Source organism: Streptomyces sp. NPDC001770 (assembly GCF_053596135.1).
Genome location: NZ_JBSFFN010000005.1, coordinates 157,581 through 179,877, shown reverse-complemented (window position 1 = coordinate 179,877; position 22,297 = coordinate 157,581). Strand labels below are relative to the sequence as shown.

Genomic DNA, 22,297 nt, shown 5'->3' with positions numbered 1-22,297 from the left:
CCTGTGACGAAATCCCGAGTACTCGTGGTCAACAACGGAACCCTGTCGCTGAAGCAGCTGCGCAAGCGCTTCGAGGACCTGGGCTCGGACACGGACGCCGTGGACGCTGCCTCCGTGCCCGCCCGTCTCGACGGCCGGTACCAGGCGATCGCGCTGAGCGGCACGAAGGTGCGGGCCTACGACAGTGATTACTACAGACCGCTGATCGACCTGGTCATGAACAGTGACGTTCCGGTCCTCGGGATCTGCGGAGGCATGCAGATCCTGGCCGTCGCGGCCGGCGGCAGCCTCGTGGAGGGCCCGCAGCGGGTGGGGGGGTACGAGGCGCGGATCGACGAGGAGGAGCCCCTCTTCGCCTACGTCAAGCCCACGGTGACGGTCTTCCACCGTCACACCCTCTACCTGCGGGAGGCCCCGCCGGGCTTCCGCTCCATCGGCCGCTCCGAACTCGCCCCCGTGGAGTTTCTGCGCTCCGACGACGGCCGGATCCTCGGTTCCCAGGCGCATCTGGAGTTCCGGCCCGACGGCCTGGAGATCATGCGCGGCTTCGCCCAGCTCTACCGGTGAGCGCCCCACGCGCGTGACCGGTCCCCTCAGTACCCCACACATCGGAAGGACGTATCCATGAATGCTCCTGGAGAACCGCAGGCCCCCGCGTTCGTCACCCGCTTGCACGGCAGCGGCGGCAGCCTCAAGGGATGGGTCGTCGTCGACTCGCTGGTCGACGGGCTCGCGATGGGCGGCACCCGGATGACCGCCGGCGTGACCGAGGAGGAGGTGGCCGGGCTGGCCCGCGACATGACCGACAAGTTCACCCTGGCGGGCCTGCGCATCGGTGGCGCCAAGGCCGGCATCGTCGCCGACGGATCCGACCGCGAGGAGACCTTCCGCACCTTCGGCCGCACCGTCAAGCCGCTGCTGCACGGCGGCATCCACCTCGGCATCGACATGGGGGTCACCCCCGCCGACCGGGCCGTCTTCTTCGCCGAGGCCGGCTACGACCCCCGCTTCCGGGCGGGCGCGCCCGACATGCCCATCGACTGGCGGACCTACTACGAGCCCCTGATCGACGCCACCGGGCACGGTGTGGGGGTGGCCGCGGTCACCGCCCTGGAGGCGCGCGGCCACCAGGGTCCGGCGCGAGTCGTGATCCAGGGCTTCGGCGCGGTGGGCCGGGCCGTCGCCCGTTTCCTGGAGGCGCGCGGGCACGTCATCGTGGGTGTCGCCGACGTGCAGGGCACCATCAGCGCGGACCGGCTCCCGGTGGCCGCCCTGGTCGCCGCGACGGACGAGTTCGGGCGCATCGAGCGCTCCGGCCTGCCGCAGGACGTCACCCTGTCCGAAGGGGCGGACGCCTGGCTCGACGTCGACGCCGACCTCCTGGTCCTCGCCGCCCAGAAGCACGCGCTCACCGCGGAGAACACCCCCCGGCTCCGGGCCGGTGTGGTGGTCGAGGGTGCGAACCTCGCGTCGAACAGCACCGCCAAGGAGAAGGCAGCCGGCTCCGGGGTCACCCTGGTCCCGGGCGTCATCGCCAACATCGGCGGGGCGGCCTCCGCGGCGCTGGCCGTCACCCGGGTCGTCCCCTTCGGCCTCGCGGCGGACGCGCGCAAGGCGTGGGTCTTCGACTGGGTCGGCGATCGGGTGCGGCAGAACACGGTGGACCTGCTGGAGATCGCGGCGGGCCGGGCGGGCGACCCGCTCCCGGAGCTGCTCGCGGCCCGACGGGCGGACCGGCGGTGACCGGGGAGCACGGGGCCCCGTACCCCGGTCCGGCCGTCGCGACGTCCGGCGAGAACGCCGCGGAGTACCGCAGACGCGGGTGGTGGCGCGAGGAGACGTTCCTCGACGACCTGCGCCGCCAGGCGCGGGAGCGGCCTCACAAGCTGGCCGTCGCCGGCCGCCGGCTGCACGAGGCGCGCACCGACACCCTCGACTACTCCGAGCTCGCCCGGCTGACGGAGCGCTTCGCGGGTGCGCTGCTGGAACTCGGCGTGGAGCGAGGTGACTTCGTCGCGGTCCAGCTGCCCAACCGGTGGGAAATCGTGCCGTTGATGTTCGCCTGCATCCGGGTAGGAGCGGTCATCTGCCCCATCGCGCCGGTCTGCCGGGAGAACGACCTGCGCCACCGCCTCTCGCTGACCGGGGCGAAGGTCTGCGTCACGGTCGACGAGTGGGAGGGTTACCCCCTCGCGAAGACGCTCATCGCGCTGAAGGGCGAACTGGCCCTCGAACACGTCGTCGTGGTCGGTGGGCACGCCCCCGAGCAGGCCGTGGACTTCCACGACCACTTCGTCACCGAGCCGTGGGAGCGGGTGCGTACGCGGGAGCTGGCCGGCCGTGAACTCACCGCCGACGATCCCTTCGTGGTGCTCTTCACCTCGGGCACCACGGGCGACTCCAAGGGGGTGCTGCACAGCCAGAACACCATCCACTCGGCGGTGCGCGGCTACGTGGACACCTTCCTGCTGCGCGACGACCTCGTCGCCGCGCTGACCACGCCCCTGATCCACTACTCGGGCTTCGGCCAGGGCATCCTCGCCGGGGTCATGCTGGGCGGCACCGTCGTCTTCCAGGACATCCAGGACAACAGCCTCCTGCCCGACCTGATCGAGCGGTACGGGGCGACGCTCCTGTACGGGCCGCCGCCCACCCTCACCGAGGTCGCCGAGTCCCAGCGCGTCGACCCGCGGAACGTGTCGTCGCTGCGGCACGTCGTCACCGGTGCCGCGCCCGTCCTCCAGCAGCTGGTGGACGAGTTGCGGCAGACCTTCGGCGCCCAGACGTACTCGGTCTGGGGGATGTCGGAGTTCGGCCCGGTGACCATCACGCGGCTGGACTACAACCAGGACTGGGCGGCGCACAGCCACGGGCGTCCGATCGACTCCATGGAGATCCGCATCGACGCCTGCCACGATCCGGACAAGCGTGCACCGGTGGGCCGGCTGCGGGTGCGCGGCGCGTCCCGGGCGCTCGGCTACTACAAGCGGGCCGACGCGTTCGATGCCGAAATGAACGCGGAGGGCTGGTTCGACACCGGTGACGTGGCCCGCGAGGACGGGCGCGGCGGCATCCGGCTGCTGGGGCGGGCGAAGGACGCCATCCTGCGGGACGGGATCGTCGTCCCGATGGCCGAGCTCGAGGCCATCATCGCCCGGCACCCCAAGGTGACCGAGGCTGCCGTGGTCGGCCCCGCCGGCCGCCTGGACGACCTGATCCTGGCGGTGGTCGTGCCGCGGGGCGACGCTCCGCCCTCCCTGGAGGAGGTCCGCGCCCATCTGGCGGACGCCGGCCAGGAGGCGCGGTTCCTCCCCGACCGGCTGGAGGTGCTCGCGGCCCTGCCCAAGACGCTCACCGGCAAGGTCCGGAAGATCGAACTGCGGGAGCGGTACGCCGGCCACGAGCCGGTCCCGGCCGGCGCCGCACGGTAGGGCAACCAGTCCGCAGTCCCCCTCGCCCGAAGGAGAGAGCATGTCTGATCGCGCGCCGGTGGCCATGTCGGCCACCCTCGCCGCCGACGAGGAGCTGACGCGCCGCCGGGCGGCCGGGGAGCAGGTCCTGTCCCTGGCCGGCGGTGAGATCGGCCTGCCCGTCCTGCCGGTCCTGGCGGAGCGGCTCGCCGCGGCGGCCGGCCGCAACGCCTACGGTCCGGTGACCGGGGACCGGGCGATGCGGGCCGCGGCGGCCGGGTACTGGGGCCGCCGCGGTCTGCCGACCGACCCCGACCTGGTGGTCTGCGGGCCCGGGAGCAAGCCGCTGCTGTTCGCCCTGATGCTGGCGGTCGGCGGTGACGTGGTGGTGCCGGTGCCGAGCTGGGTGAGTTACGGGGCGCAGGCGGCGCTGGCCGGGGGGCGGGCTCTGCCGGTGGCAGTCCGCCCCGGTGAGGGCGGGGTGCCCGATCCCGACGCGCTGGTCCGGGCCGTGTTGCGGGCACGGGCCGCCGGCCGGGACCCGCGGTGCGTGGTGGTCACCCTGCCCGACAACCCGAGCGGCACGGTCGCCCCGGCGGCCACCGTGCGCCGGCTGGCCGAGGCCGCCCGGGAGCTGGACCTGGTCGTCGTCTCCGACGAGATCTACTGCGACCTGGTCTTCGACCCCGCCGACCGGGCGGTCTCCCCGGCGGTCTTCGCACCGGAGAGGACGGTGGTGACCACCGGGCTCACCAAGAACCTGGCCCTCGGCGGGTGGCGGACGGGCGTCGCCCGCCTGCCCGACAGCGGCCTCGGACGCGCGCTGCACGCGGGACTGGCCGGCGTCGCCAGCCAGATCTGGTCGAGCACCGTGGCTCCGGTGCAGACGGCCGCGGCCTACGCCTTCGAGGAGCCGCCCGAGGTCGTCGCCCGCGTCGCCGCGAGCCTGCGGCTGCACGAGGTCGTCGTCCGCGCGGTGGCCCGGCAGTTCACTGCCGCCGGCGCCGACCTGCCGCCGGTGCGGGCCACCTGCTACCTCTACCCCGACTTCGAACCCCTGCGGCAGCGTCTGGCCCGCGTGCACGGTGTGCGAGGCAGCGAAGACCTGGCCCAGCTGCTCTCGCGCCGGTACGGGGTGGGGGTGCTGCCTGCCACGGCCTTCGGCGAACCGGAGCGCCCGCTGCGGATCCGGGCCGCCACCAGCCGGCTGTACGGCGAGAGCGACGCCGAACGCGACATCACGCTGACCGCCGCCGACCCGTTGCGCCTGCCGTGGGTCAGTGCCTCCCTCGACCGCGTCGCCGAAGTCCTCGGCGACCTCGCCGGCCGCCCCGTACCGGACGCGGCCGCCCTGTCCCACTGAACGCGCCGCCCGGCGCGTTCCCCCGACACGGTCCCGCGCGGACGCCGGGTCCGAACGACCTTCTGGAGGTCAGCGACAGTCATGTCCGTCATCTTCGAGTGCGAGTACAAAGGCCGGCGGTACGCGGGGCTGGGCATGCCCGCGGACGGCGCATTCCACGAGTTGTACGCGGTGGAGGAGGGGCAGTTGCGAGACGCCCTCGTCGCCGGGTCCGGCCCGGCAGACGTCGCGAAGGCCCTCAGGGCCGGCGGGGAGACCCTGTCGGTCGCCGTGGGGGATTCCGAACTCCGTTTCCTGCCACCTCTGTTGCCCACGTCGACGAACAACTCTCTGATCAACGGCTTCATGGGGACGCACCGTTCCAAGTTCGACCGCGCCCCGGAACCCGACGAGGTGTTCGCCGCGCCGAACTACTACATCAAGGGCTTCGGGTCCTGGTTGCGCATGCCGGACGAGCCCCTCGTCACCCCGGCCGACCCCGTCTGGCTGTTGGAGGAGCCGGAAGTCGTACTGGTCTACGTCAACGACGAGGAGGGGACCCCGCACTACGCGGGCTACACGTTCGGCAACGACCTCAACGACATCGGGCTCCACCTGGAGAAGCCGTGGGCGTGGACCCCCTACGCCAAGCTGTGCGAGACCTCCATCACCCCCTGGCTCTTCCTGGAGGACCCCCCGGAGAAGGTGACCGGCCGGGTCGTCATCGAGCGCGACGGGGCCGAGGCGTGGGAGGGGCCGTTCTCCTGCGGCGCGGACTCCATCTTCCAGCGGTTCGGCGACATGGTGCAGTACCTGTTCTCCTACCCGGCGCTCCGCCGTCCGGGCCTGGTCAACTACCTGTTCCTGGGAGCGGACAAGGCCACCTACCACGACGGTTTCCGGATCGAGGACGGTGACCGCATGGTCATCGACGTGACCAGCCACGGGGTCTCGCTGCCCAACGTCGTCCGCTTCGGCCCTCAGTCCCTCTCGGCCGTCCGCTTCGGCCCTCAGGCCGCCTCGGTCACCGAATCCGCCCTCCCGTAGCGGTGCGCCGGCACCCCGGCGGAGGGCTGCTGGTCCCGGCGCACCGCCTCCAGGTAGCCGACGATGGCCTCGTGGCTGCGGAGCAGGCACCGGATGCGGTGCGCCATGCTGTCGCGTTCGCGCTCCAGGGTGGCGATCGTCTCGGCCGTGGCGCCGGAGATGTGGATGGCCGCAGGGTCATCGATGCAGGGGAGGACCTGCTTGATGACCCGCGTGGGCAAGCCGGAATCGAGCAGGCCCCTGATCTGCAGGACCCGGTCCACGCACCCCTCGGCGTAGTCCCGGTACCCGTTCGACGCCCGCCCGGGCACCAGCAGTTCCTGTTCCTCGTAGTACCGCAGCATTCGGCGCGGCGTTCCCGTGCGCTCCGAGAGCTCACCGATCCGCATCTGGATCCACCCCGTTCCCCGTCCACTTGACATTCACACCAGTGTGAAGGTTTGAGGATACATTCATGTCAGCTTCTCAAACAGAGCTCCCCGGCACGTCCCTGCCCGCGGAGAGTCGCAAGCTCCCCATGTCCCCGCTCCTGGCCCTGTCGACGGCGGCCTTCATGGGAATCCTGACGGAGGCCCTTCCCGCCGGGGTGCTCCCCGAAATGGCCCGGGACCTCTCGGTCAGCGAGTCCGCGATGGGCCAGTCCCTCACGATCTACGCGATCGCCACCGGCCTCTCGGCCATCCCCCTGTCCGTCACCACGGCGGCGTGGGCCCGCAAGAAGCTGCTGCTCCTGGCGGTCATGGCCTTCGCCATCGCCAACACGGTCACGGCACTGTCGTCCAGCTACTCCCTGACGATGGTGTTCCGCCTGATCGCGGGCGTCGCCGCAGCGGCCGTCTGGGCCGAACTCGTCGGCTACGCGCGGCGGCTGGCTCCGCCCCATCTGCAGGGCAGGGCCATCGCCATCACCATGGCCGGCGTCCCGCTCGCCCTGTCGCTCGGCATCCCGCTGGGCACCTTCCTCGGCGGCCTGTTCGGCTGGCGGATGACCTTCGGGCTGGTGACCCTGGTCTCCGTGGCCCTGCTGGGCTGGATCCTCGCCTCGGTCCCCGACGCCCCCGGCAAGCGGCCGGAAGCCCGTGAGCCGATCCTGAAGGCGCTGGCGCTCCCCGGCGTCGCGGCGGTGCTGTTCGTGGTCGCGGCCTACGTGCTCGCCCACAACATCCTGTACACGTACATCGCCACCTTCCTCGACGAGAACGACATGGGCGACTCCCGTGACGTGGTGCTGCTCGTCTTCGGCATCGCCTCCGTGGTGAGCATCCTGATCACCGGCGCCCTGGTGGACCGCAGGCTGCGCCAACTGACGGTCATCAGCAGCGCCCTGTTCCTCACCGCCGCAGTCCTCCTGGCCCTGCTCGCCGGCAACATCGTCGTGGTCTACGGCGCGATGGTGCTCTGGGGCCTGGGCTGGGGCGGTGTCACAACCCTCCTCCAGACCGCCGTCACCGACGCGGGAGGCGAACGGGGACAGGCCCTGCTGGTCACCACGTGGAACTCCTTCATGGCCGGCGGCGGAGCCGTCGGCGGCCTCCTCCTGGGCGGTATCGGCCCCGACTCCTTCGCCTGGAGCGTCCTGGCACTCATGGCGCCCGTGCTGATCGTGGTGGTCCTGGCCCGCAAGCACGCGTTCCCCGCGAAGCGGCCGGACATGGTCGACGCGGCCTAGGCCGAGTGTCGAAAGTCCCGCCCGTCCGGCGGCGCCCGGCGCGCACGCTCGCCACGTTGTCGGGGTCGCCCCGATGCATCCAGTATCGGGGCGCCCCTCCGCCTTGCGATCGCACACACCGGAAGCCGCCGGGCCCGCCCTCCGGGCGGACGGCGCCACTTTCGACACACGCACTGGCAGACCGCTGAAGATCCCGCTCCGGCCGTCCCGATCACCCCGGCCCACCCGTGAACACCAGCCACCACGAGGCGGTGCGGACCGGGTGTGATCGCAAGATCTTCGAGACACTCCCGGTTCGCCCTTTCGAAGTCCCCTGCGACGGGGAGGGCCAGGCACGCCCGTCCCCCCACGGCGGACGATGCCCCTTCGACGGCACTCCCCGGACCCCCCGCCACCGTGCCTCGCGGCCCCGCCCGACCGGGCGGGGCACGCCCGGACCCGGTGTCCGAACTCCGACAGCCGGCTCCCCCCACACCCCCCAGCCGGTTTTCGGAGCGGGGGAAGACTCCGTGCCCCGCAGAGCTCCTCTGCGGGGCACGGAGTCTTCCACGCGGTCACGGCCGGGCCCGCCGATGCCGCCGGGCCGACCGCGCGGGCGTCCGACGGCCCGCCGCCGGTGCGCGGCGGCCGGTGCGCGGCGGCGAAAGATTCCTCCCGGTACGCCGACGGATCCGGGCCGGCGGGTACTGGAGCCTCCTCCGGCAGCGGGACCTGCCGCTTCGTCATGCCGCCGGGTCGGGCGTCGAGCCCTCCCCGGCGACAGGCGGTGCGCCCGCCGCGGCGGCGGCTGCCCGATCCTCGGCCCCGGCGATGAGGCGAGCGCCGCGCTCGGCGCACAGGTCGAGCTTGCCCAGGACCGGGGGGACGGCGATGCTGGGCATCACGTGGCGCAGCAGCACGGAGATTCGCTGCGGCAGGTCCGCGTACCCCGCCAGGACCTGCGACATGTGCTGGAGGCCCGCGAAGGAGCCGACGAACAGCTCGGCGGTGGCGGCGAGGTCGACGTGCGCGAGCAGTTCCCCACGCCGCCCGGCCTCTTCGAGGATCGCGAGGTTGGCCTCCGTCCAGGTACGGAACGCACTACTCCGGTCGAGCTCGGCCGCTTGCTGGTCCAGGCTGAGCCGGACACTGGCGCGCACGAGGCGGTCCGTGTGGAGCCGTTCGGCGAGCACCAGGCCCGAGTCCACTATCTCCTGCAGCTTCACGTTCTGCGGCAGGAGTGCGTCCTCGGCGCCGCGCTGCTGCTCGTCGAGGATGATCTGGGCAAGCTCCTCCTTGCCGCTGAAGTGGAAGTACACCGCTCCCTTCGTCATGCCGGCCGCCGCGGCGATCTCGCTGACGGTCGTCGCCCGGTAACCCTCCCGTTCGAAGACCTCCGCCGCCGCCTCCAGCACCCGGCGTCGGGTACGTACCGATCGATCCTGTTTAGCCACGTTGCTCCCTGCGGGTACTGCCGAGGCATTTTAAAGACTGAACCGTACGAATTTAACAGCCCGCACACGACGGGGGCCCGTCGGCGGCCCCGCACCGGCTGACGAAGTGCGCCAGCGACGGGGAAAAACGGCCGAAAAGCCCCGTACGAAATGGCTTCTACCTGCACTTACTTCTAAGGATCCGGAGGAGAGCTGGCCACTTTCCACGGGCCATTGCAAAACATACTCCGGCGTACGTATCTTGTCGGCGCGGACTGCGTGGGGCAGTTCGCCACATACGTAGGAGAGTGCAGCGTGTCGGACACGTATGCCCTGGTAGAGGGCGCGAGATCCGGGGTGCCGATGGAACTCGTCCACCGGGCGAGACCGCAGGACGTCGTACCCACGGGATGGGAACGCAGAGCGGAGAACCGGTTTCTCGTGAGCGGAAGGTGGCCCGAGGACCACGACTTCTTCGCACCGGCGGACGGCCTGCACGACGCCCTGCTGCTGGTGGAGTCCATGCGGCAGAGCACGATACTGATCGGTCACGGCGCCTACGGCGTGCCGTTGGATCATCACTTCCTGATGTGGGCGCTGGACTTCACCTGCGACCCGTCGCACCTGCGTGCCACCGGCAGTCACGAGGTGGAGATCGAGGTCTCCCTCTCCGGGACGACGTGGCGGGCGGGACACCTCTCCACGATGGACAGCCGCGTCACGGTCCGCAGGGAGGGGGGAACGGCCGGCGTCGGCGTCAGCAACATCAGGATCCTGAACCCGCGGACCTACGCGCGGCTGCGCGGCGGGCGGACGGATGCCGCGGGGATGCTTCCCCCCGAGTCCGGCGTCCCCCCGCACACCGTGGGACGGACCCGGCCCGAGGACGTGCTCCTGGCCCCCGCCTCCCGGAGTGGCCAGTGGCAGCTGCGTGTGGACACGGGACACACCACCCTTTATCAGGGAACCAAGGACCACATCCCGGGGATGGTGCTCATCGAGGCGGCCAGACAGGCGGCGTACACCCTCATGGGCCCCGCCGCGTTCCACCCCGCAGCGGCGACCAACTCCTTCGGCCGCTACGCCGAGTTCGGCGAACCGATATGGATCGAGGCGCACCCCGGACAGCGGAGGAACACGGTCGTTGTCACCGGGCGCCAGGAAGGTGAGGAAGTCTTCAGGTCCTCGGTGACCGCCCCCGAGGGCGGAGCGGTCCGTTGATCCTCGTCACCGGCGCCACCGGCGTCACCGGCGCGCTCGTGGCCCGCCGGCTGGCCGCGCATCGGGTGCCTGTGCGCCTGATGGCCAGGGACCCCCGCCAGATCGACGCGGACATTCCGCGGGCCGAGACCGTCACGGCCGACTATGCCGACCCCCGTACCCTCGGGCGCGCGCTGCGCGGGGTGCACGCGGCGTTCCTCGTGACGAACCATCCGACCGCCCCGCACGACGCGCACTTCCTCAGGGCGGCGACCGCTGAAGGCGTCGGGCACGTGGTGAAGCTCTCCGCCGCGGCGGTCGACGACGACATCGACGACCTCCTCACCCGACGCCAGCGTGAGATCGAGGAGGTGGTACGCGGTGCGGCGCTCTCCTGGACGCTGCTGAGGCCCCGGGCCCTCATGTCGAACACACTGGCCTGGGCGGCCGGCCTGCGCGCGGAAGGGAGGGTCGACGCCCTGTACGGGGACGCCCCGAACACACCGGTCGATCCGCGTGACGTCGCCTCGGTAGCGGTACGCGCACTGACCCGGCCGGAACACCGGGGCAAGACCTACACCCTGGTAGGACCCCAGGCCCTGACGGCCAGGCAACAGACCACAATTTTAGGTGAGCTGCTCGGTTCACCGGTGGACTTCCGGGAACGGACCAGGCAGGAAGAGGCGGCGGTGCTCGCCCGGCGCCACCCGCCCCACGTGGTCGGGGCGCTGCTCCAGCGGGCCGATCTCCAGGCAGCAGGGAACAAGCGGCGAACCGGCGACGACCTGGAGCGGCTGACGGGACGCCGTCCGCGCTCCTACCACGACTGGGCGTCGGACCACCTGCACCTCTTCGGCGGTGGCGACCGGGACAGCACGGCGGAACCGGACCGCGCGAACAAGCGGCATACCACTGCACACCCGCCCGCCCCCAACCGCGTGGCAGCCCGGACCAACTGACGGCTCCCCCTTTTTCGTCAGACAAGCCGCGGGACACGGAACCTCATGAACGACCCGCACAACCCCTGTTTTGTCATGCACCGCGTAAAAATCGGAGGCATCCCCGGCCCTCCCGCGGCACCGCCCACGTCCCCCGTGCGCCCTCCACCCCCGTGGAGGGCGCATCGCCGTTTGCGCGCGGACGGCGGTCCCCGTTCCCCGGAATGAAGCGCTCCGTTCCCGGGCATGAAGGACGCTCTCCGCCCGCGGGGGACGGGCACGGCGGGAGGGATGCGGATTCACGGGCTCGGCCCCGACGGAGCCCACGCGGAGCGCAGATCCCGTCCGGGCCGGCGGTGGCCGGCCCGGACGGGCGCGAGCCTCAGGCGTGGAGCAGTACGGGGAGCCGGAGGTGGCCGTTCGAGATGAACGACGGCAGCGGCGCCAGTGGCTTCTCCGGCTCCGCGAGACGCAGATCGGGGAACCGTCGGAAGAGAGCTTCGAGGGCGACGACGGCCTCCATCCTGGCCAGTGGGGCGCCCAGGCAGTGGTGCACCCCGTGGCCGAAGGTGAGGTGGGTCCGGCGCGTGGCCCGGGTCACGTCGAACGCGTCCGCGTTCTGGCCATGGACCTCGGGGTCGCGTCCCGCCCCCGCCGGCGAGACGAGTATCGCGTCCCCGGCGGCGATTACCACACCGCCCACCTCGATGTCCTCGACCGCGTACCGCAAAGGGACGTGGAAACCGGGAGGATCGCACCGCAGGGTCTCCTCGACGACATCGCCCCAGGTCGCGACGCCGTCACGGACCAGCGCGAGCTGCTCGGGATGCCGCAACAGATTGTGCACGGCGTGGTCGAGGAGGTTCACCGTCGTCTCGTAGCCCGCGGAAATGATGAGCAGGACGGTGTCCACCAGCTCCTCCTGGGTGAGTCCCCCCTCCACCTCCTCGTCCCGCGCGGCGATCAGACAGGTGATCAGATCCTCGCCCGGCGTGGCCCGCCGTAAGTCGACCAGAGCGTTCAGCGCCGCGTAGAGCTCGCCGACGTTCTGCTCCACGGTCCCGGGCGCCACGTCCGTGAGAAAGGTGAGGCCGATCGTGTCCTGGAGCCGGCGGCGCGCCTCCTCCGGAATGCCGAGCAGGTCGCAGATGACCTGCACGGGCAGAACAGCGGCGAAACCCTCCCTCATATCCACCGCCTCGCCGTCCGGGGCGGCGGCGAGTTTCTCCAGCAGCAGGCCGGTGAACTCCTCGACTCTCGGTCTGAGTTCACCGATCCTCCGCGCGGTGAACGCCTTCGCGGTGAGCTTCCTCAGGCGCTTGTGATCCTCGCCGTACGCGGTGATCATGCTGCGCACCGAGACCCAGAGGGAAAGGGGCCAGCCGGCAGGGACCTCACCGTTGATCCAGACCGGCCAGTGCTGCTCCGCGTCCTTCGAGACCCGCGGGTCCGCCATCAACTGCTTGATCTCCTGATGGCCCGTGATCGACCAGACCACGATGCCGCCGGGCAGCACGACCGGAGCGACCGGGCCGTCCCGGCGTATGCGCGCGATCTCCGCGTGCGGATCCGCACCGAGGGCGTCGATCCGGACGAGACCGGGGGAAATGACTGCGGACTGGACTTTCACCGGTGACCCTGCTCTCCGTAGAAGGATGACAAAGCGAAAACGGCCTCCGGCCCGCCCATTCTCACGGGAGAGCGCCGACCATGTTCCGAGGCACAGCAGACTCCATTTATCGACCACCGTCAACAGGGCCCGCATTCCACCCGGCATTACTCAATGAAAAAAACAGGTAAAGCCATTTCAAGCAGAAGAGCGAGCAGCCGGAACCCCTTCCCCCACACAATGGAGAACGCTCCCGCACGACAGCGGAGCGCGGGAAACAACGCCTCGATCCCGCGCCTTCACCCTCCCCGCACCGCTCCGCTCCACCCCCTCGCCCCGGCGCATCTCGCTCACCGGGCAGCCCACCGGGAAAACCGGATCCGCAACCGCGCACGGAGCTTCGACACGGATCCCGACGGCTGCGCCCGGCCGGCGAAGCCCCGCCCCGGAGTCCGGCGGCAGGCCTGACGCGGCAGCGCGTCTCGTACGCCTCGGAATGCTGAGCCGGCCGGGCAGTCCGTACGCGAAGGCGCGCCCTTCAGCGCCAGAAGCCAGAGCTCCGCCAGGTGCGCCAGGCGCGTCAGGCGCGTCAGGCGCGTCAGGCCGAAGCCGGAGTCACCGTGCACCGCCCGCGGAGAGGTGAGGAGTTCGACCGACACCCGACCCGGAGGGGACGACTGCGGGAGCGGCCGGCCCGTCGTGCCTCCGCCTTCAGCGGGGTCCGATCTGGAACCCGACTCCGCGGACGGTGAGGATCCAGTCACCCGACCCCAGCTTGTTCCGCAGGCTGCATACGTGGGTGTCCAGCGTGCGCCGGGACCAGGAACCGGCCCAGACCTCCTGCATCAACAGCTTCCGGGGCACCACATCCCCCCGATGCGTGGCAAGGAGGTGGAGGAGGTCGAACTCCTTCGGGGTCAGGTCGAGCGGCTGACCACCCAGGGTCGCCCTGCGCCTCTCCGTATCGATCCGGAGTCCACCGCACGCCGTGACACGACCGCCCGGCCCGCCGGGAAGAGGAGCATGCGGCTTGAAGCGCCGCATGACCGCTTCCATACGCGCCATCAGTTCCTGCAGTCCGTAGGGCTTCGCCAGGTAGTCGTCGGCGCCGGCACGAAGACCGAGCACCCGGTCCAGTTCGCTGTCACGCGAGGTCACCGCAATCACCGGGATGTCATCCACCTGACGAATACTCCGGCAGACCTCCAGACCATCCAGATCCGGGAGGTCCAGATCCAGGAGGATCAGATCGGCCTCCCCGTACGCGCCCAGAGCGGCCGTCCCGGTCACAGCCCCCGCGGCCCGGTGTCCATGACGGCGCAGGGCCCGCATGAGGGGGTCCGCCTGTGCAGGATCACTCTCCACCACCAGGACACGCCAGCCCCTGGCCCCCTCGGCACCCCGCACCGGCGGCTCCAGGTTCGGCACCATCGGAGCTCCGCCCGGGCCTCCACCTACCTCGCCCGGGCGTCCGCGCACGTCGCCCCGCCCTCCAGGCGCGTCGGGAACACGGCTTGCAAGTAGGTCTGTGGTGCCAGCCATGGCTTCGTTTCCCCTCATATGGATCCCCACGCAACCCGTCACCAGATTATAAGACGCCGAAGAATGTTTCTGTCAACGGCGTACACCCGAACAAAAAGGTACGTTTTGCACGCTTATCGCCCCAGGATCGGCGAGCATTTCCCCCTTTCACCTCATAACGACTTCCAGCCAGCGTGGCTAGAAATCCAATACAAATGACAGATAAGGAACATAGGGCCCAGCGGACTGGCATCAAATGATTCTTCTTAGTACTGATGTCTCCATGTTGTCGTCACCATCGATGGATGATCCCGAGCAGCCGCACTCCCGCCGCGCCGGAAAGGCGAGACAGGAACGCTCCGTCCGCACCCGAACAGCCCTCGTGCGCGCCGCGGCCGAACAGTTCGAAAGGAACGGCTACGAGCGGACGCGCCTCAACGAAGTGACCAGCGCCGCGGGCGTGACCAGCGGAGCTCTCCACTTCCACTTCCCCAACAAACAGGACCTGGCCGACGCCGTCGAGGAAACAGCCCTCCACCACCTGTACCAGGCGGTCGAAAAGAACCGCCCCACGGACACCAGCGCCCTGCAGACACTGATCGACACGACCCACGCCCTCGCCCGCACACTCCACCACGACGTCATCACCAGAGCCGGCCTACGCCTCAACGGCGACGCCACCAACCGCACCTGCCTCAACCTCCACCACACCTGGCAGACCTACGTCCAGCACACCCTCACCCGCGCCGCCGCCCAAGGAGCCCTCACCCAACACACCACACCCTGGGAACTCGCCCAGACCATCACCGCAACAACCATCGGCCACGAGACCCTCGCCCGAACCAACAGGAACTGGCTCACCCACCACGCCATCACCAACCTCTGGCACCACCTCCTCCACGGCACCGTCACACCAACCACCCTCACCCAACTCCACCTCAATGGCACCCATCCCTCCGATAACCAGCCATAACCACCTGCCTTCTCCGATCAGTCATCCGCCGTCGAATGCGGTGATCCCGTCCGCACTGCGTGGGGCGAGGCGGTGGGTGATGAGGACGACGGTGCGGCCCGCGTCGGCCTCCACCCCCTGGGCACGGGCCCGCCGCAGGACCTCGAACGCCATCGCACTGACCGTGTGCCAGTCGCCGCCGTGGCACCAGCGGCAGGTTCGGGCGCCGCCGCGCGGCAGGGCCTGACGCTTCCAGCGCCGCCACAACCGCACCCCGGCCGGCATGCGGCCCGGCTCGCGGAACGGCTCCGGCCGGCCGAAGCGGGCCACCGCGAACTCCTCGCACACCGGATCCGTTACGGAGGGGCGCGGCACGTAGCCGGCACCGCGGTCGGCCGCGACGGGTACGCCAACCGAGTCCCGCAGCCCCTCGTGCGTGATCGCCGTCCGGCTCGGGCCCTCGGGCCGGTTGGCCGCAGCCGCGACCTCCGCCGGCCCCTCTCCGCGCGCGGAGAGGACGCGCTCGCGCAAGGAGGAAGGGAGCCTGCCTGGGCTGCTCAGCGGCCTTCCTCAACAGGCTGGTGCCGCGGGACGTCTCACCTATTGATGCCGTGACGTGCGGCATCACTGGTGCAGGTGAGTGCCGATCTGTCGCTGCGACCGGTTCCTGACGGCTTGCGGGATCCGGTCCCCCAACGGTTGCCGTCAAGTTCCCTCCGCAGGGCGGCGGGGCCGCTCCGTGTGATGAGCGGGCGGTGTTCACCGCGGTCGTGTACGTGCTGACCAGCGGGTGCGCGTGACGGCATCTTCCAGAGACGTTCGGTGTGTCCCCTGCGACGGCTCACCACAGATCCACGGTGTGGACCGAGGCGGGCCTGTGGCACCGGCCGCACCGCGCCGTCCTGGACGAACTGGGCACCCGGGCGAACCGGAATGGAGTCCGGTGATCGCCGACGCGACGAGCGTGCGAGCCAGAAGGGGGGCTCGGGGGCGGGAGGCTGTCCGACGGTCCGTTCGGGCGGGTGCGGTGCTCCGCACCCGCCCGAACCGAATGATCGGCTGTCACGAAGAGGGAATGTTCCACTTCTGGTTGGAGCCGTTGTTGCAGTCCCAGATGTCGAGTTGAGTGCCATTGGTCGTGTCGAGTGCGGGGATGTCGAGGCAGCGGCCCGACTGTGGGTTGACGAGCGTCCCGTTGCTGACGTTCCACTGCTGGTTCGCCGCACCGGTGCAGGTCCACAGGTTCACGAGGGAACCGTTGGCGGTGCCGTTGCCGACCACGTCGAGGCAGAGCCCGCCGGTCCTGACGGAGCCGTTGCCCACGGTCCACTGCTGGGCGGAGGATCCGTTGCAGTCCCAGATGTCCACGACGGCACCCGCGGTCGTGGAAGCGGTGAAGTCGTCCAGACACTTGTCGCCGTTGAGGACCGAGCTGATCCGACCGGTCCCGCCGGCAGCCGGACCGCCCGTGCCGGGAGTGATGGAGAGGTTGTCGAACTGGTCGGTGCGGTAACCCTGGATACCCAGGCCTGCCTGGCCGGTCTGGAAGGACCCGTCGATGACCGAGCCGAACTGGTTGCCGTCCAGGGCGGCGGTGATCTGCGAGCCCTGGAAGGTGAGCGACAGGGTATGCCACCTGCCCGTTCCGAGGGCGGTGGTGGTGCCGGTGGCCAGGGTGTGGTTCGAGCCGTCGGTCAGCATCTTCTCGATCCACCACTGTCCGGTGTCCCGGATGCGGAGGTAGTACGCGTTCATGTGTGACTGCGGGCGCAGCTGGGTGTTGGCCCGGCCCAGGAGCTCGCTCGTGCCCGCGCTGCGCAGGAATACGTCCGAACTGACGGTGTAGTTGGACCAGCTGGGATCTCCGAGCAAGGTGTATGAGTCGGAGTCGTCCTGCCACTCGATCGGTTTGACCGGGGCCATCTGCTGCACGCACTTGCCGGCCCGTCCGGCCGCACAGGGCTGAACCTCGAACGACCCCTGCATGTCCGACAGATACCTCGCCTGGGCGTTGTTGCCGTAGCTGTCGAAGTTGTCGCTGTACGGAAGCGCGAGCGGGTGCGCGGCGGGAGCCGTCGCGGAGCCCTTGCCCTGACCACCGAGAGTGCTGACCGTGTAGACGTAGCCAGGCTGCATCGTCAGGGAGTACGAGCCGTTGACCGGCGTGATGTCCTGGGTGTGGATGAAGGACTTCGCGTTGCCGGGATTGTTGACGTTGGTCGCCCACACGTGCACCGTGCCGGTCGACAGACCGCCCCTGACCGTGAAGTTCGCCGTCTGCGAGTCGGTGGACGTCGTCGTCTCCAGAATGGTGGAGTAGTCGGAACCGGTGTTCGACTTGATGGTGACGTACGTACCGTTGTTCTCATTGCCGCCCAGGTATCCCGAGGCCGTGTCGACGAACCTCCACCCGGGCCTGGTGAACTGGGTGACCTGGGCGGTGGCCCAGGTGCTCGCGCCGATCCGGTAGTTGCCCGACCAGGGCGAGTTCGCGGTGGCGAGGCCGACCGTGTTGTAGGGAAGGTTCGGGTAGATCGACGCGATCAGCGGCCAGTTGAAGTAGCTGGTCATTTTCGCGTCGGTGTAGCCGCGGGTGATCGCGCGGATCAGCGCCGGCGCGCCGGTGTTCATGTCCTGTGAGCCGTTCTCGCTGTCCCACAGCGGCTTGCCGTTGTTCTTCGCCGCGGTGCTGCTGGAGCAGGTCCTGGCATCGCCTCCGTCGCCCCCGTTGCAGGAGTAGTGCGCGCCGATGATCGAGACGGCGTCGTTGAATGCCTGGTTGTTCGCCATGTCGTCGGCGACGCCCCAGCCGCTGTCGTCCGCGACGAGCTGGACACCGGAGTACCCGGCGCTGTTCAGTGCCGCGCGAAGCCGCACGAACCAGTTGGCGTCGTGGCCGCGTTCGTTCCAGCCGCCCAGGTACTTGATGTCCAGGCCGTGCTGGTGCGCGCAACCGAGCCACGAGACCAGGTAGTCGATCGTGTCGGTCGACCAGAAACCACCGTTGATCCAGCCCGGGGCGGCCCAGGCGAGACCGTACAGACCGATGTCGGGGTTGCGTGCCCTGGCCTGTTCGGCGAGCCAGAACTCGTATCCGGCGTCGCAGTTGACCACGCCTCTGGAGTGTTCGATCGATGGTTCGGATCCGTCGGTTGAATTGGCGTCGCCGCCGATCTCCAGCTTCAGCAGCTGGAGGTTGGCGCCGTATCCGGGCTTGAACAGGTAGTCGAGAATCTGCGATTGCTGCTCCGGCGGATAGTCGGTCAGCAGACGGGAGTTGCCTCCGCCGCCGCTGATCGCACCGATTCCGTCGAACGTGCGTCCGCTCTGCGTGCCGTCCACGCTGATGGACGTGGATGCCGCCTCAGCGGGCACGGTGGTCGCCGCCAGCACGCCCGCGAGCAGAGCCAGCACCCATAACGGGGTGAGCCTCCAGAGATGTCTCATCGTTCGTTCCTTCACGAGAGGGAAAGGGGCCCCGTCCGACATGGCGTTCGGTGAGGACCGGTCCGCCGGTCGATCGGCAGACGTGGGGTGGGACACGGCTCGGTACCCGCGCCGTGCGACCTTCGCTCGTCTGATCCTGCTTTCGGTCGTAGGAGACGGCGCGTGCCGCGGCGGCGCGATCGACGGACGCTTGTCCGTCAGGTCTTCGGCCGCCCCTCGGCGCGCTGCCGGTCCGCCGGCGCCGGTCCGTGGTCGGCTCGCACCGCTGGGGTGATGCGCGTCAGTTGAAAGTCCACTGCTGCTGGGCTGCCCCGTTGCAGTCCCAGATCTGCAACGGGGTGCCGTCCGTGCTGCCGGCACCGGGAACGTCCAGGCAGCGACCCGAGCCGGGATTGGTCAGCGCCTTCGTGGTGGCGTTGTAGGTCCACTTCTGGTTGGCGCCGCCGTTGCAGTCCCACAGGCCGATCAAAGTGCCGTTGGCTGTGCTGCCGGGGATGTCCAGGCATTTGCCGAGGACCACCAGCGAGCCGTCGCCGGCCAGGCTGATCCGCTGGGCCGCCGTCCCGTTGCAGGTCCAGATCTGGATCCTGTTGCCGTTCGTGGTCGAGCCGCTGTCGTCGTCGACGCACTTGCCGGCGATTCCGGACCTGACCGGTCCCGGCACCGGCAGCGACCACTGCTGCTGGACGGCACCGTTGCAGTCCCAGACGTTCAGCTGGATTCCGTCGGCCGTGCCGGCTCCGGGCACGTCGAGGCAACGGCCGGACAGCGGGTTGACCAGCGCTCTGGTGGCGGAGTTGTAGGTCCACTTCTGGTTGCTGCCGCCGTTGCAGTCCCACAGGCCGACGAGCGTGCCGTTCGGGGCGGCCACGTTTCCCGTGACGTCCAGGCACTTGCCCAGCACCCTCAGGGTGCCGTCGTCGGCCACTGTGATCTCCTGTGCGGCCGAACCGTTGCAGGTCCATGTCTGGATCTTGGTGCCGTTGGCCGTGGAGCCCGAGCTGTCGTCCACGCACTTGCCGGCGAGTCCGGACCGGATCGGCCCGATACCGGCGCTGGTGCCGGGGCCGGGGGGCTTGGCGCCGCCGTCGCCGTTGTAGGAGGGGGGCGCGGAGGAGGCGGCGGTGGCCCATCCGGTGTTGGCCGCCGTTCCCAGGGTGAGGTTGAGCGTGCCGCCGTTGATGACGGTGTCGGCGGGGAGGTAGGCGTTGTTCCAGTTGTTGCCGTTGAAGGTCGCGCTCTGGACGTACGGGGCGTCGGTCTTGGCCTGGGGGGCGTTGACGACGAGTTTGGCACCGCCTGCCAGGGTGACGGTGACGTTGGTGAACAGTGGGCTGCCCAGTGCGAGGTCCGCCGTGCCGGGGGTGACGGGGTAGAAGCCCATCGCGGAGAACACGTACCAGGCGCTCATGGTGCCGAGGTCGTCGTTGCCGACCCCCCAGTTCGCCGGGTCGTTGGGCCACAGCTGGTTCTGGACGTCGCGCACGATCCTCTGCGTCTTCCAGGGCTGCCCGATGTAGTCGTACTCCCAGGGCAGTTCGATGGACGGTTCGTTGCCGAGGTCGGCGTGGGAGCCGTCGGCGCCCTTGAAGGTGGACAGGACGCTGTCGAGGTAGGTGGCGAGTTTGGCGTTGCCGCCCATGGCGTCGGCCAGACCGCGGACGTTGTGCGGGACCGCCCCGGTGTACTGCCAGGACGTGCCTTCCACGAACTGGTCGCTGCTGGTCGGTGTGAACCCCGCTCGCCACTGGCCGTTGCTGAGCTTGGGCTGCATGAACCCGCTGCCGGCGTTGAAGACGTTCTTCCAGTCCTGCGCCCGGTTGGCGAACTGCTTCTGCGAAGTGGTGTCGCCCAACGCCCCGAGGAACGCGGACGTCGCGAAGTCCTGCGCGCTGTACTCCAGCAGCGTGGCCACCGATCCGTAGAAGTCCCTCGGATACGTGCCGTCCGAGGGCAGGTATCCGTACCGGGTCTGCAGGTCCAGGCCCATCCGGATCGGGTTGGTCGTCGTCCCCTGCTTGATGACCGCGTTCCTCGCGGCCCCGGTGTCGAAGTTCCGCGCGCCGAACGCGTAGTAATCAGCGAGGATCGCGGGCCCCGGGTCACCGTTCATCACCTGGGTCTCGGCGGAGTTCAAGGACCACTTGGGGAGAAATCCCGCCTGTGCGAAGTCGTTCACCAGCGACTGTGCGCTGTCGCCGGCCTCCCCCGGTGCCACCAGGGCGTGCAGTTGGGCCTGGGTCCGATAGATGTCCCACCCGGAGTACGTCCCGTACTGGGCCTTCTGGTTCCCCGACACGGTATGGACCTGGTGGTCGAAGCCCCAGTAGCGGCCGTCGGTGTCGCTCAGCAGGTTCGGGTGCAGCAGCGACCGGTAGAGCGAGGTGTAGAACACCTTCTGCTGATCAGGTGTACCTCCCGAGACGGACACCCGGTTCAGCACGTCGTTCCAGGCGCTGTGCGCCGCGTTGCGGGTGACGTTGAAGTCCCAGCCCGCGTTCTCCGCCACGCGGTTGGCTTTTGCCCCGTCGATCGACACGTACGACAGACCCACTTTGGCCTGCACCGTACGGTTGCCGGTGGTGTTGAACGTGACGGAGTTTCCCCCGTTGAAGCTCCCGTTCCCGGTCATCGGCTGGTCGAAGACCATGCTGAAGTACGCCGTGTACGACGGCGCCGACGCACAGAAGAGTCCCGCGTCGACCGAACCGGAGACCTCGGTGCTGCTGACCCTGTTGAAGTGCAGGTTCGTCGCCTTGTCCGCGCTCAGCTTGAATACCAGGTTCGCCTGGGTGGTCGCGGGGAACGTGAACCGCGCCATCCCGGAGCGGGGCGTCGTCGTCAACTCGGTATTGACCCCGTTGTTCAGATTCACCGAGTACGCGCCCGCACTGGCCGTCTCGTTGCCGTGCGAGAAGCCGACGTTCGCGGCCCCGTCGACGTTTCCGACGGTCGGGAGCACCGGGATGTCACCCATGGCACCGCACCCGGGACCGGAGATGTGGTTCAGGCTGAATCCTGTGACAACGTTGTCAGACCATGCGTAGTTGCCCCCCGGCGGACGCGAAGGCGTATCCGGGCTCCAGGACACCATGCCGAACGGGCGGTCCGCACCGGGGAACACGTTTCCCTCGTGCGAGGTCCCCAGAAACGGATTCACCAGAGACGCTGGATCGGCCACGGCGGCAGCGGCCACAGGGGCCGCCTGGGCAGCGGCACTGGGTGCGGCCAGACCCAGAAGCATCACCGAGACCGCCAGTGGAATACGCCATCGTTTCATCATTGCGGCTCCGAGGGGGGTGGCCGACACCGTCGCGGCATCGGCGAGGGGGGCGAGCGAGGCTTAGCAAAGGGGAGAAACGGAGCCTCTGTCAACGCCACGGACCGAAGCCGACGAAAGACCCAACCAGTCATCGGAGCAACGTGGTTGAGACACACCTGCCCCACCTGCGCGACAAGCGAGCGGAATCTTCACCCGGCTACGCCTGAGCCCTGAGCACTCGCGCTCCCGCCCTCAGCCACTCCCACCAGCGCGGCACGACGCCCCGGCCGCACGACCCGGCTCAACTCGATCGCACCGACCGCGCTGCACGCCGCGGGCACGCACGGGCAGGGAGCCGCGAGGCCAGGGCCGAGCATTCCTCCGACCACAAGTCTGAACCATTGACGCCCCTCCCGGGCCTCGCTAACTTGCCGGGAGAGCGCTCTCCTCCGCGCTCCTCACACATGCGCCGTGGGGGCTGACACACT

General features: G+C 69.6%; 16 protein-coding genes. 9 read left to right on the top strand and 7 right to left on the bottom strand.

All coding sequences use genetic code 11. The annotated features are described in order from the left end of the window. The first annotated feature begins 3 nt into the window (after positions 1-3). The 5 genes from ACWCSV_RS07225 (at position 4) to ACWCSV_RS07205 (ending at position 5,799) form a co-directional block, all read left to right on the top strand. On the top strand, positions 4-567 hold the full coding sequence (locus tag ACWCSV_RS07225) for a type 1 glutamine amidotransferase (protein ID WP_451139355.1): 564 nt from the start codon (positions 4-6) through the stop codon (positions 565-567). Positions 568-624: 57 nt separating this feature from the next. Beyond that, positions 625-1,743, top strand: coding sequence for a Glu/Leu/Phe/Val dehydrogenase dimerization domain-containing protein (locus tag ACWCSV_RS07220; protein WP_451139353.1), 1,119 nt, complete (start codon positions 625-627; stop codon positions 1,741-1,743). Then, complete coding sequence (locus ACWCSV_RS07215) at positions 1,740-3,431, top strand: AMP-binding protein (protein WP_451139351.1); 1,692 nt, start codon at positions 1,740-1,742, stop codon at positions 3,429-3,431. Before ACWCSV_RS07220 ends, ACWCSV_RS07215 begins: the two co-directional genes overlap by 4 nt. 40 nt (positions 3,432-3,471) lie before the next feature. Then, the gene (locus ACWCSV_RS07210; protein ID WP_451139349.1) at positions 3,472-4,773 is read left to right on the top strand and encodes a pyridoxal phosphate-dependent aminotransferase; all 1,302 of its coding nucleotides are present in this window, start codon (positions 3,472-3,474) and stop codon (positions 4,771-4,773) included. An 81-nt stretch (positions 4,774-4,854) separates the two neighbouring features. Continuing rightward, positions 4,855-5,799 (top strand): fumarylacetoacetate (FAA) hydrolase, encoded by a 945-nt coding sequence (locus tag ACWCSV_RS07205; RefSeq protein ID WP_451139347.1) that lies wholly within the window; start codon positions 4,855-4,857, stop codon positions 5,797-5,799. On the opposite strand, the gene ACWCSV_RS07200 is transcribed toward ACWCSV_RS07205, so the two are convergent. Then, complete coding sequence (locus ACWCSV_RS07200) at positions 5,763-6,188, bottom strand: MerR family transcriptional regulator (protein ID WP_451139581.1); 426 nt, start codon at positions 6,186-6,188, stop codon at positions 5,763-5,765. The genes ACWCSV_RS07205 and ACWCSV_RS07200 overlap by 37 nt on opposite strands. Positions 6,189-6,253: 65 nt before the next feature. Here ACWCSV_RS07200 and ACWCSV_RS07195 point away from each other — a divergent pair, with 65 nt between their 5' ends. Continuing rightward, positions 6,254-7,468, top strand: coding sequence for an MFS transporter (locus ACWCSV_RS07195; protein WP_451139345.1), 1,215 nt, complete (start codon positions 6,254-6,256; stop codon positions 7,466-7,468). Positions 7,469-8,190: 722 nt separating this feature from the next. Here the strand turns inward: ACWCSV_RS07195 and ACWCSV_RS07190 are convergent. Next, complete coding sequence (locus tag ACWCSV_RS07190; RefSeq protein WP_451139343.1) at positions 8,191-8,901, bottom strand: ScbR family autoregulator-binding transcription factor; 711 nt, start codon at positions 8,899-8,901, stop codon at positions 8,191-8,193. Between the two features lie 342 nt (positions 8,902-9,243). Here ACWCSV_RS07190 and ACWCSV_RS07185 point away from each other — a divergent pair, with 342 nt between their 5' ends. Beyond that, positions 9,244-10,101 carry a ScbA/BarX family gamma-butyrolactone biosynthesis protein gene (locus tag ACWCSV_RS07185; protein WP_451139579.1) on the top strand — a complete coding sequence of 286 codons (858 nt, stop codon included), beginning with the start codon at positions 9,244-9,246 and terminating at the stop codon, positions 10,099-10,101. Then, entirely contained in the window at positions 10,098-11,039 is a 942-nt protein-coding gene (locus ACWCSV_RS07180) for an NAD(P)H-binding protein (protein WP_451139341.1), read from the top strand. Before ACWCSV_RS07185 ends, ACWCSV_RS07180 begins: the two co-directional genes overlap by 4 nt. A 361-nt stretch (positions 11,040-11,400) precedes the next feature. Here the strand turns inward: ACWCSV_RS07180 and ACWCSV_RS07175 are convergent, their stop codons facing one another. Together ACWCSV_RS07175 and ACWCSV_RS07170 are read right to left on the bottom strand one after the other, a co-directional pair. Continuing rightward, on the bottom strand, positions 11,401-12,648 hold the full coding sequence (locus ACWCSV_RS07175; RefSeq protein ID WP_451139339.1) for a cytochrome P450 family protein: 1,248 nt from the start codon (positions 12,646-12,648) through the stop codon (positions 11,401-11,403). A gap of 690 nt (positions 12,649-13,338) precedes the next feature. Next, positions 13,339-14,058: a response regulator transcription factor gene (locus ACWCSV_RS07170; RefSeq protein WP_451139337.1), complete on the bottom strand. Its 720-nt coding sequence runs from the start codon at positions 14,056-14,058 to the stop codon at positions 13,339-13,341. 373 nt (positions 14,059-14,431) lie between these two features. Here ACWCSV_RS07170 and ACWCSV_RS07165 point away from each other — a divergent pair, with 373 nt between their 5' ends. Beyond that, positions 14,432-15,121: a ScbR family autoregulator-binding transcription factor gene (locus tag ACWCSV_RS07165; protein ID WP_451139335.1), complete on the top strand. Its 690-nt coding sequence runs from the start codon at positions 14,432-14,434 to the stop codon at positions 15,119-15,121. A 21-nt stretch (positions 15,122-15,142) separates the two neighbouring features. Here the strand turns inward: ACWCSV_RS07165 and ACWCSV_RS07160 are convergent, their stop codons facing one another. The 3 genes from ACWCSV_RS07160 to ACWCSV_RS07150 all read right to left on the bottom strand — a co-directional run bounded on the left by ACWCSV_RS07160 (position 15,143) and on the right by ACWCSV_RS07150 (position 21,827). Further along, positions 15,143-15,631 carry a hypothetical protein gene (locus ACWCSV_RS07160; RefSeq protein ID WP_451139333.1) on the bottom strand — a complete coding sequence of 163 codons (489 nt, stop codon included), beginning with the start codon at positions 15,629-15,631 and terminating at the stop codon, positions 15,143-15,145. Between the two features lie 531 nt (positions 15,632-16,162). Then, positions 16,163-18,514 (bottom strand): RICIN domain-containing protein, encoded by a 2,352-nt coding sequence (locus ACWCSV_RS07155; RefSeq protein WP_451139331.1) that lies wholly within the window; start codon positions 18,512-18,514, stop codon positions 16,163-16,165. 313 nt (positions 18,515-18,827) lie between these two features. Next, complete coding sequence (locus tag ACWCSV_RS07150; RefSeq protein WP_451139329.1) at positions 18,828-21,827, bottom strand: lectin; 3,000 nt, start codon at positions 21,825-21,827, stop codon at positions 18,828-18,830. Between the last annotated feature and the right edge of the window lie 470 nt (positions 21,828-22,297).

Excerpts from the sequence above, each read along its gene's own strand:
- ACWCSV_RS07150 (WP_451139329.1), bottom strand. The coding sequence starts at position 21,827 with ATGAAACGATGGCGTATTCCACTGGCGGTCTCGGTGATGCTTCTGGGT.
- ACWCSV_RS07195 (WP_451139345.1), top strand. The coding sequence starts at position 6,254 with ATGTCAGCTTCTCAAACAGAGCTCCCCGGCACGTCCCTGCCCGCGGAG.
- ACWCSV_RS07170 (WP_451139337.1), bottom strand. The coding sequence starts at position 14,058 with ATGGTGCCGAACCTGGAGCCGCCGGTGCGGGGTGCCGAGGGGGCCAGG.
- ACWCSV_RS07210 (WP_451139349.1), top strand. The coding sequence starts at position 3,472 with ATGTCTGATCGCGCGCCGGTGGCCATGTCGGCCACCCTCGCCGCCGAC.
- ACWCSV_RS07220 (WP_451139353.1), top strand. The coding sequence starts at position 625 with ATGAATGCTCCTGGAGAACCGCAGGCCCCCGCGTTCGTCACCCGCTTG.
- ACWCSV_RS07165 (WP_451139335.1), top strand. The coding sequence starts at position 14,432 with ATGTTGTCGTCACCATCGATGGATGATCCCGAGCAGCCGCACTCCCGC.
- ACWCSV_RS07200 (WP_451139581.1), bottom strand. The coding sequence starts at position 6,188 with ATGCGGATCGGTGAGCTCTCGGAGCGCACGGGAACGCCGCGCCGAATG.
- ACWCSV_RS07185 (WP_451139579.1), top strand. The coding sequence starts at position 9,244 with ATGGAACTCGTCCACCGGGCGAGACCGCAGGACGTCGTACCCACGGGA.
- ACWCSV_RS07205 (WP_451139347.1), top strand. The coding sequence starts at position 4,855 with ATGTCCGTCATCTTCGAGTGCGAGTACAAAGGCCGGCGGTACGCGGGG.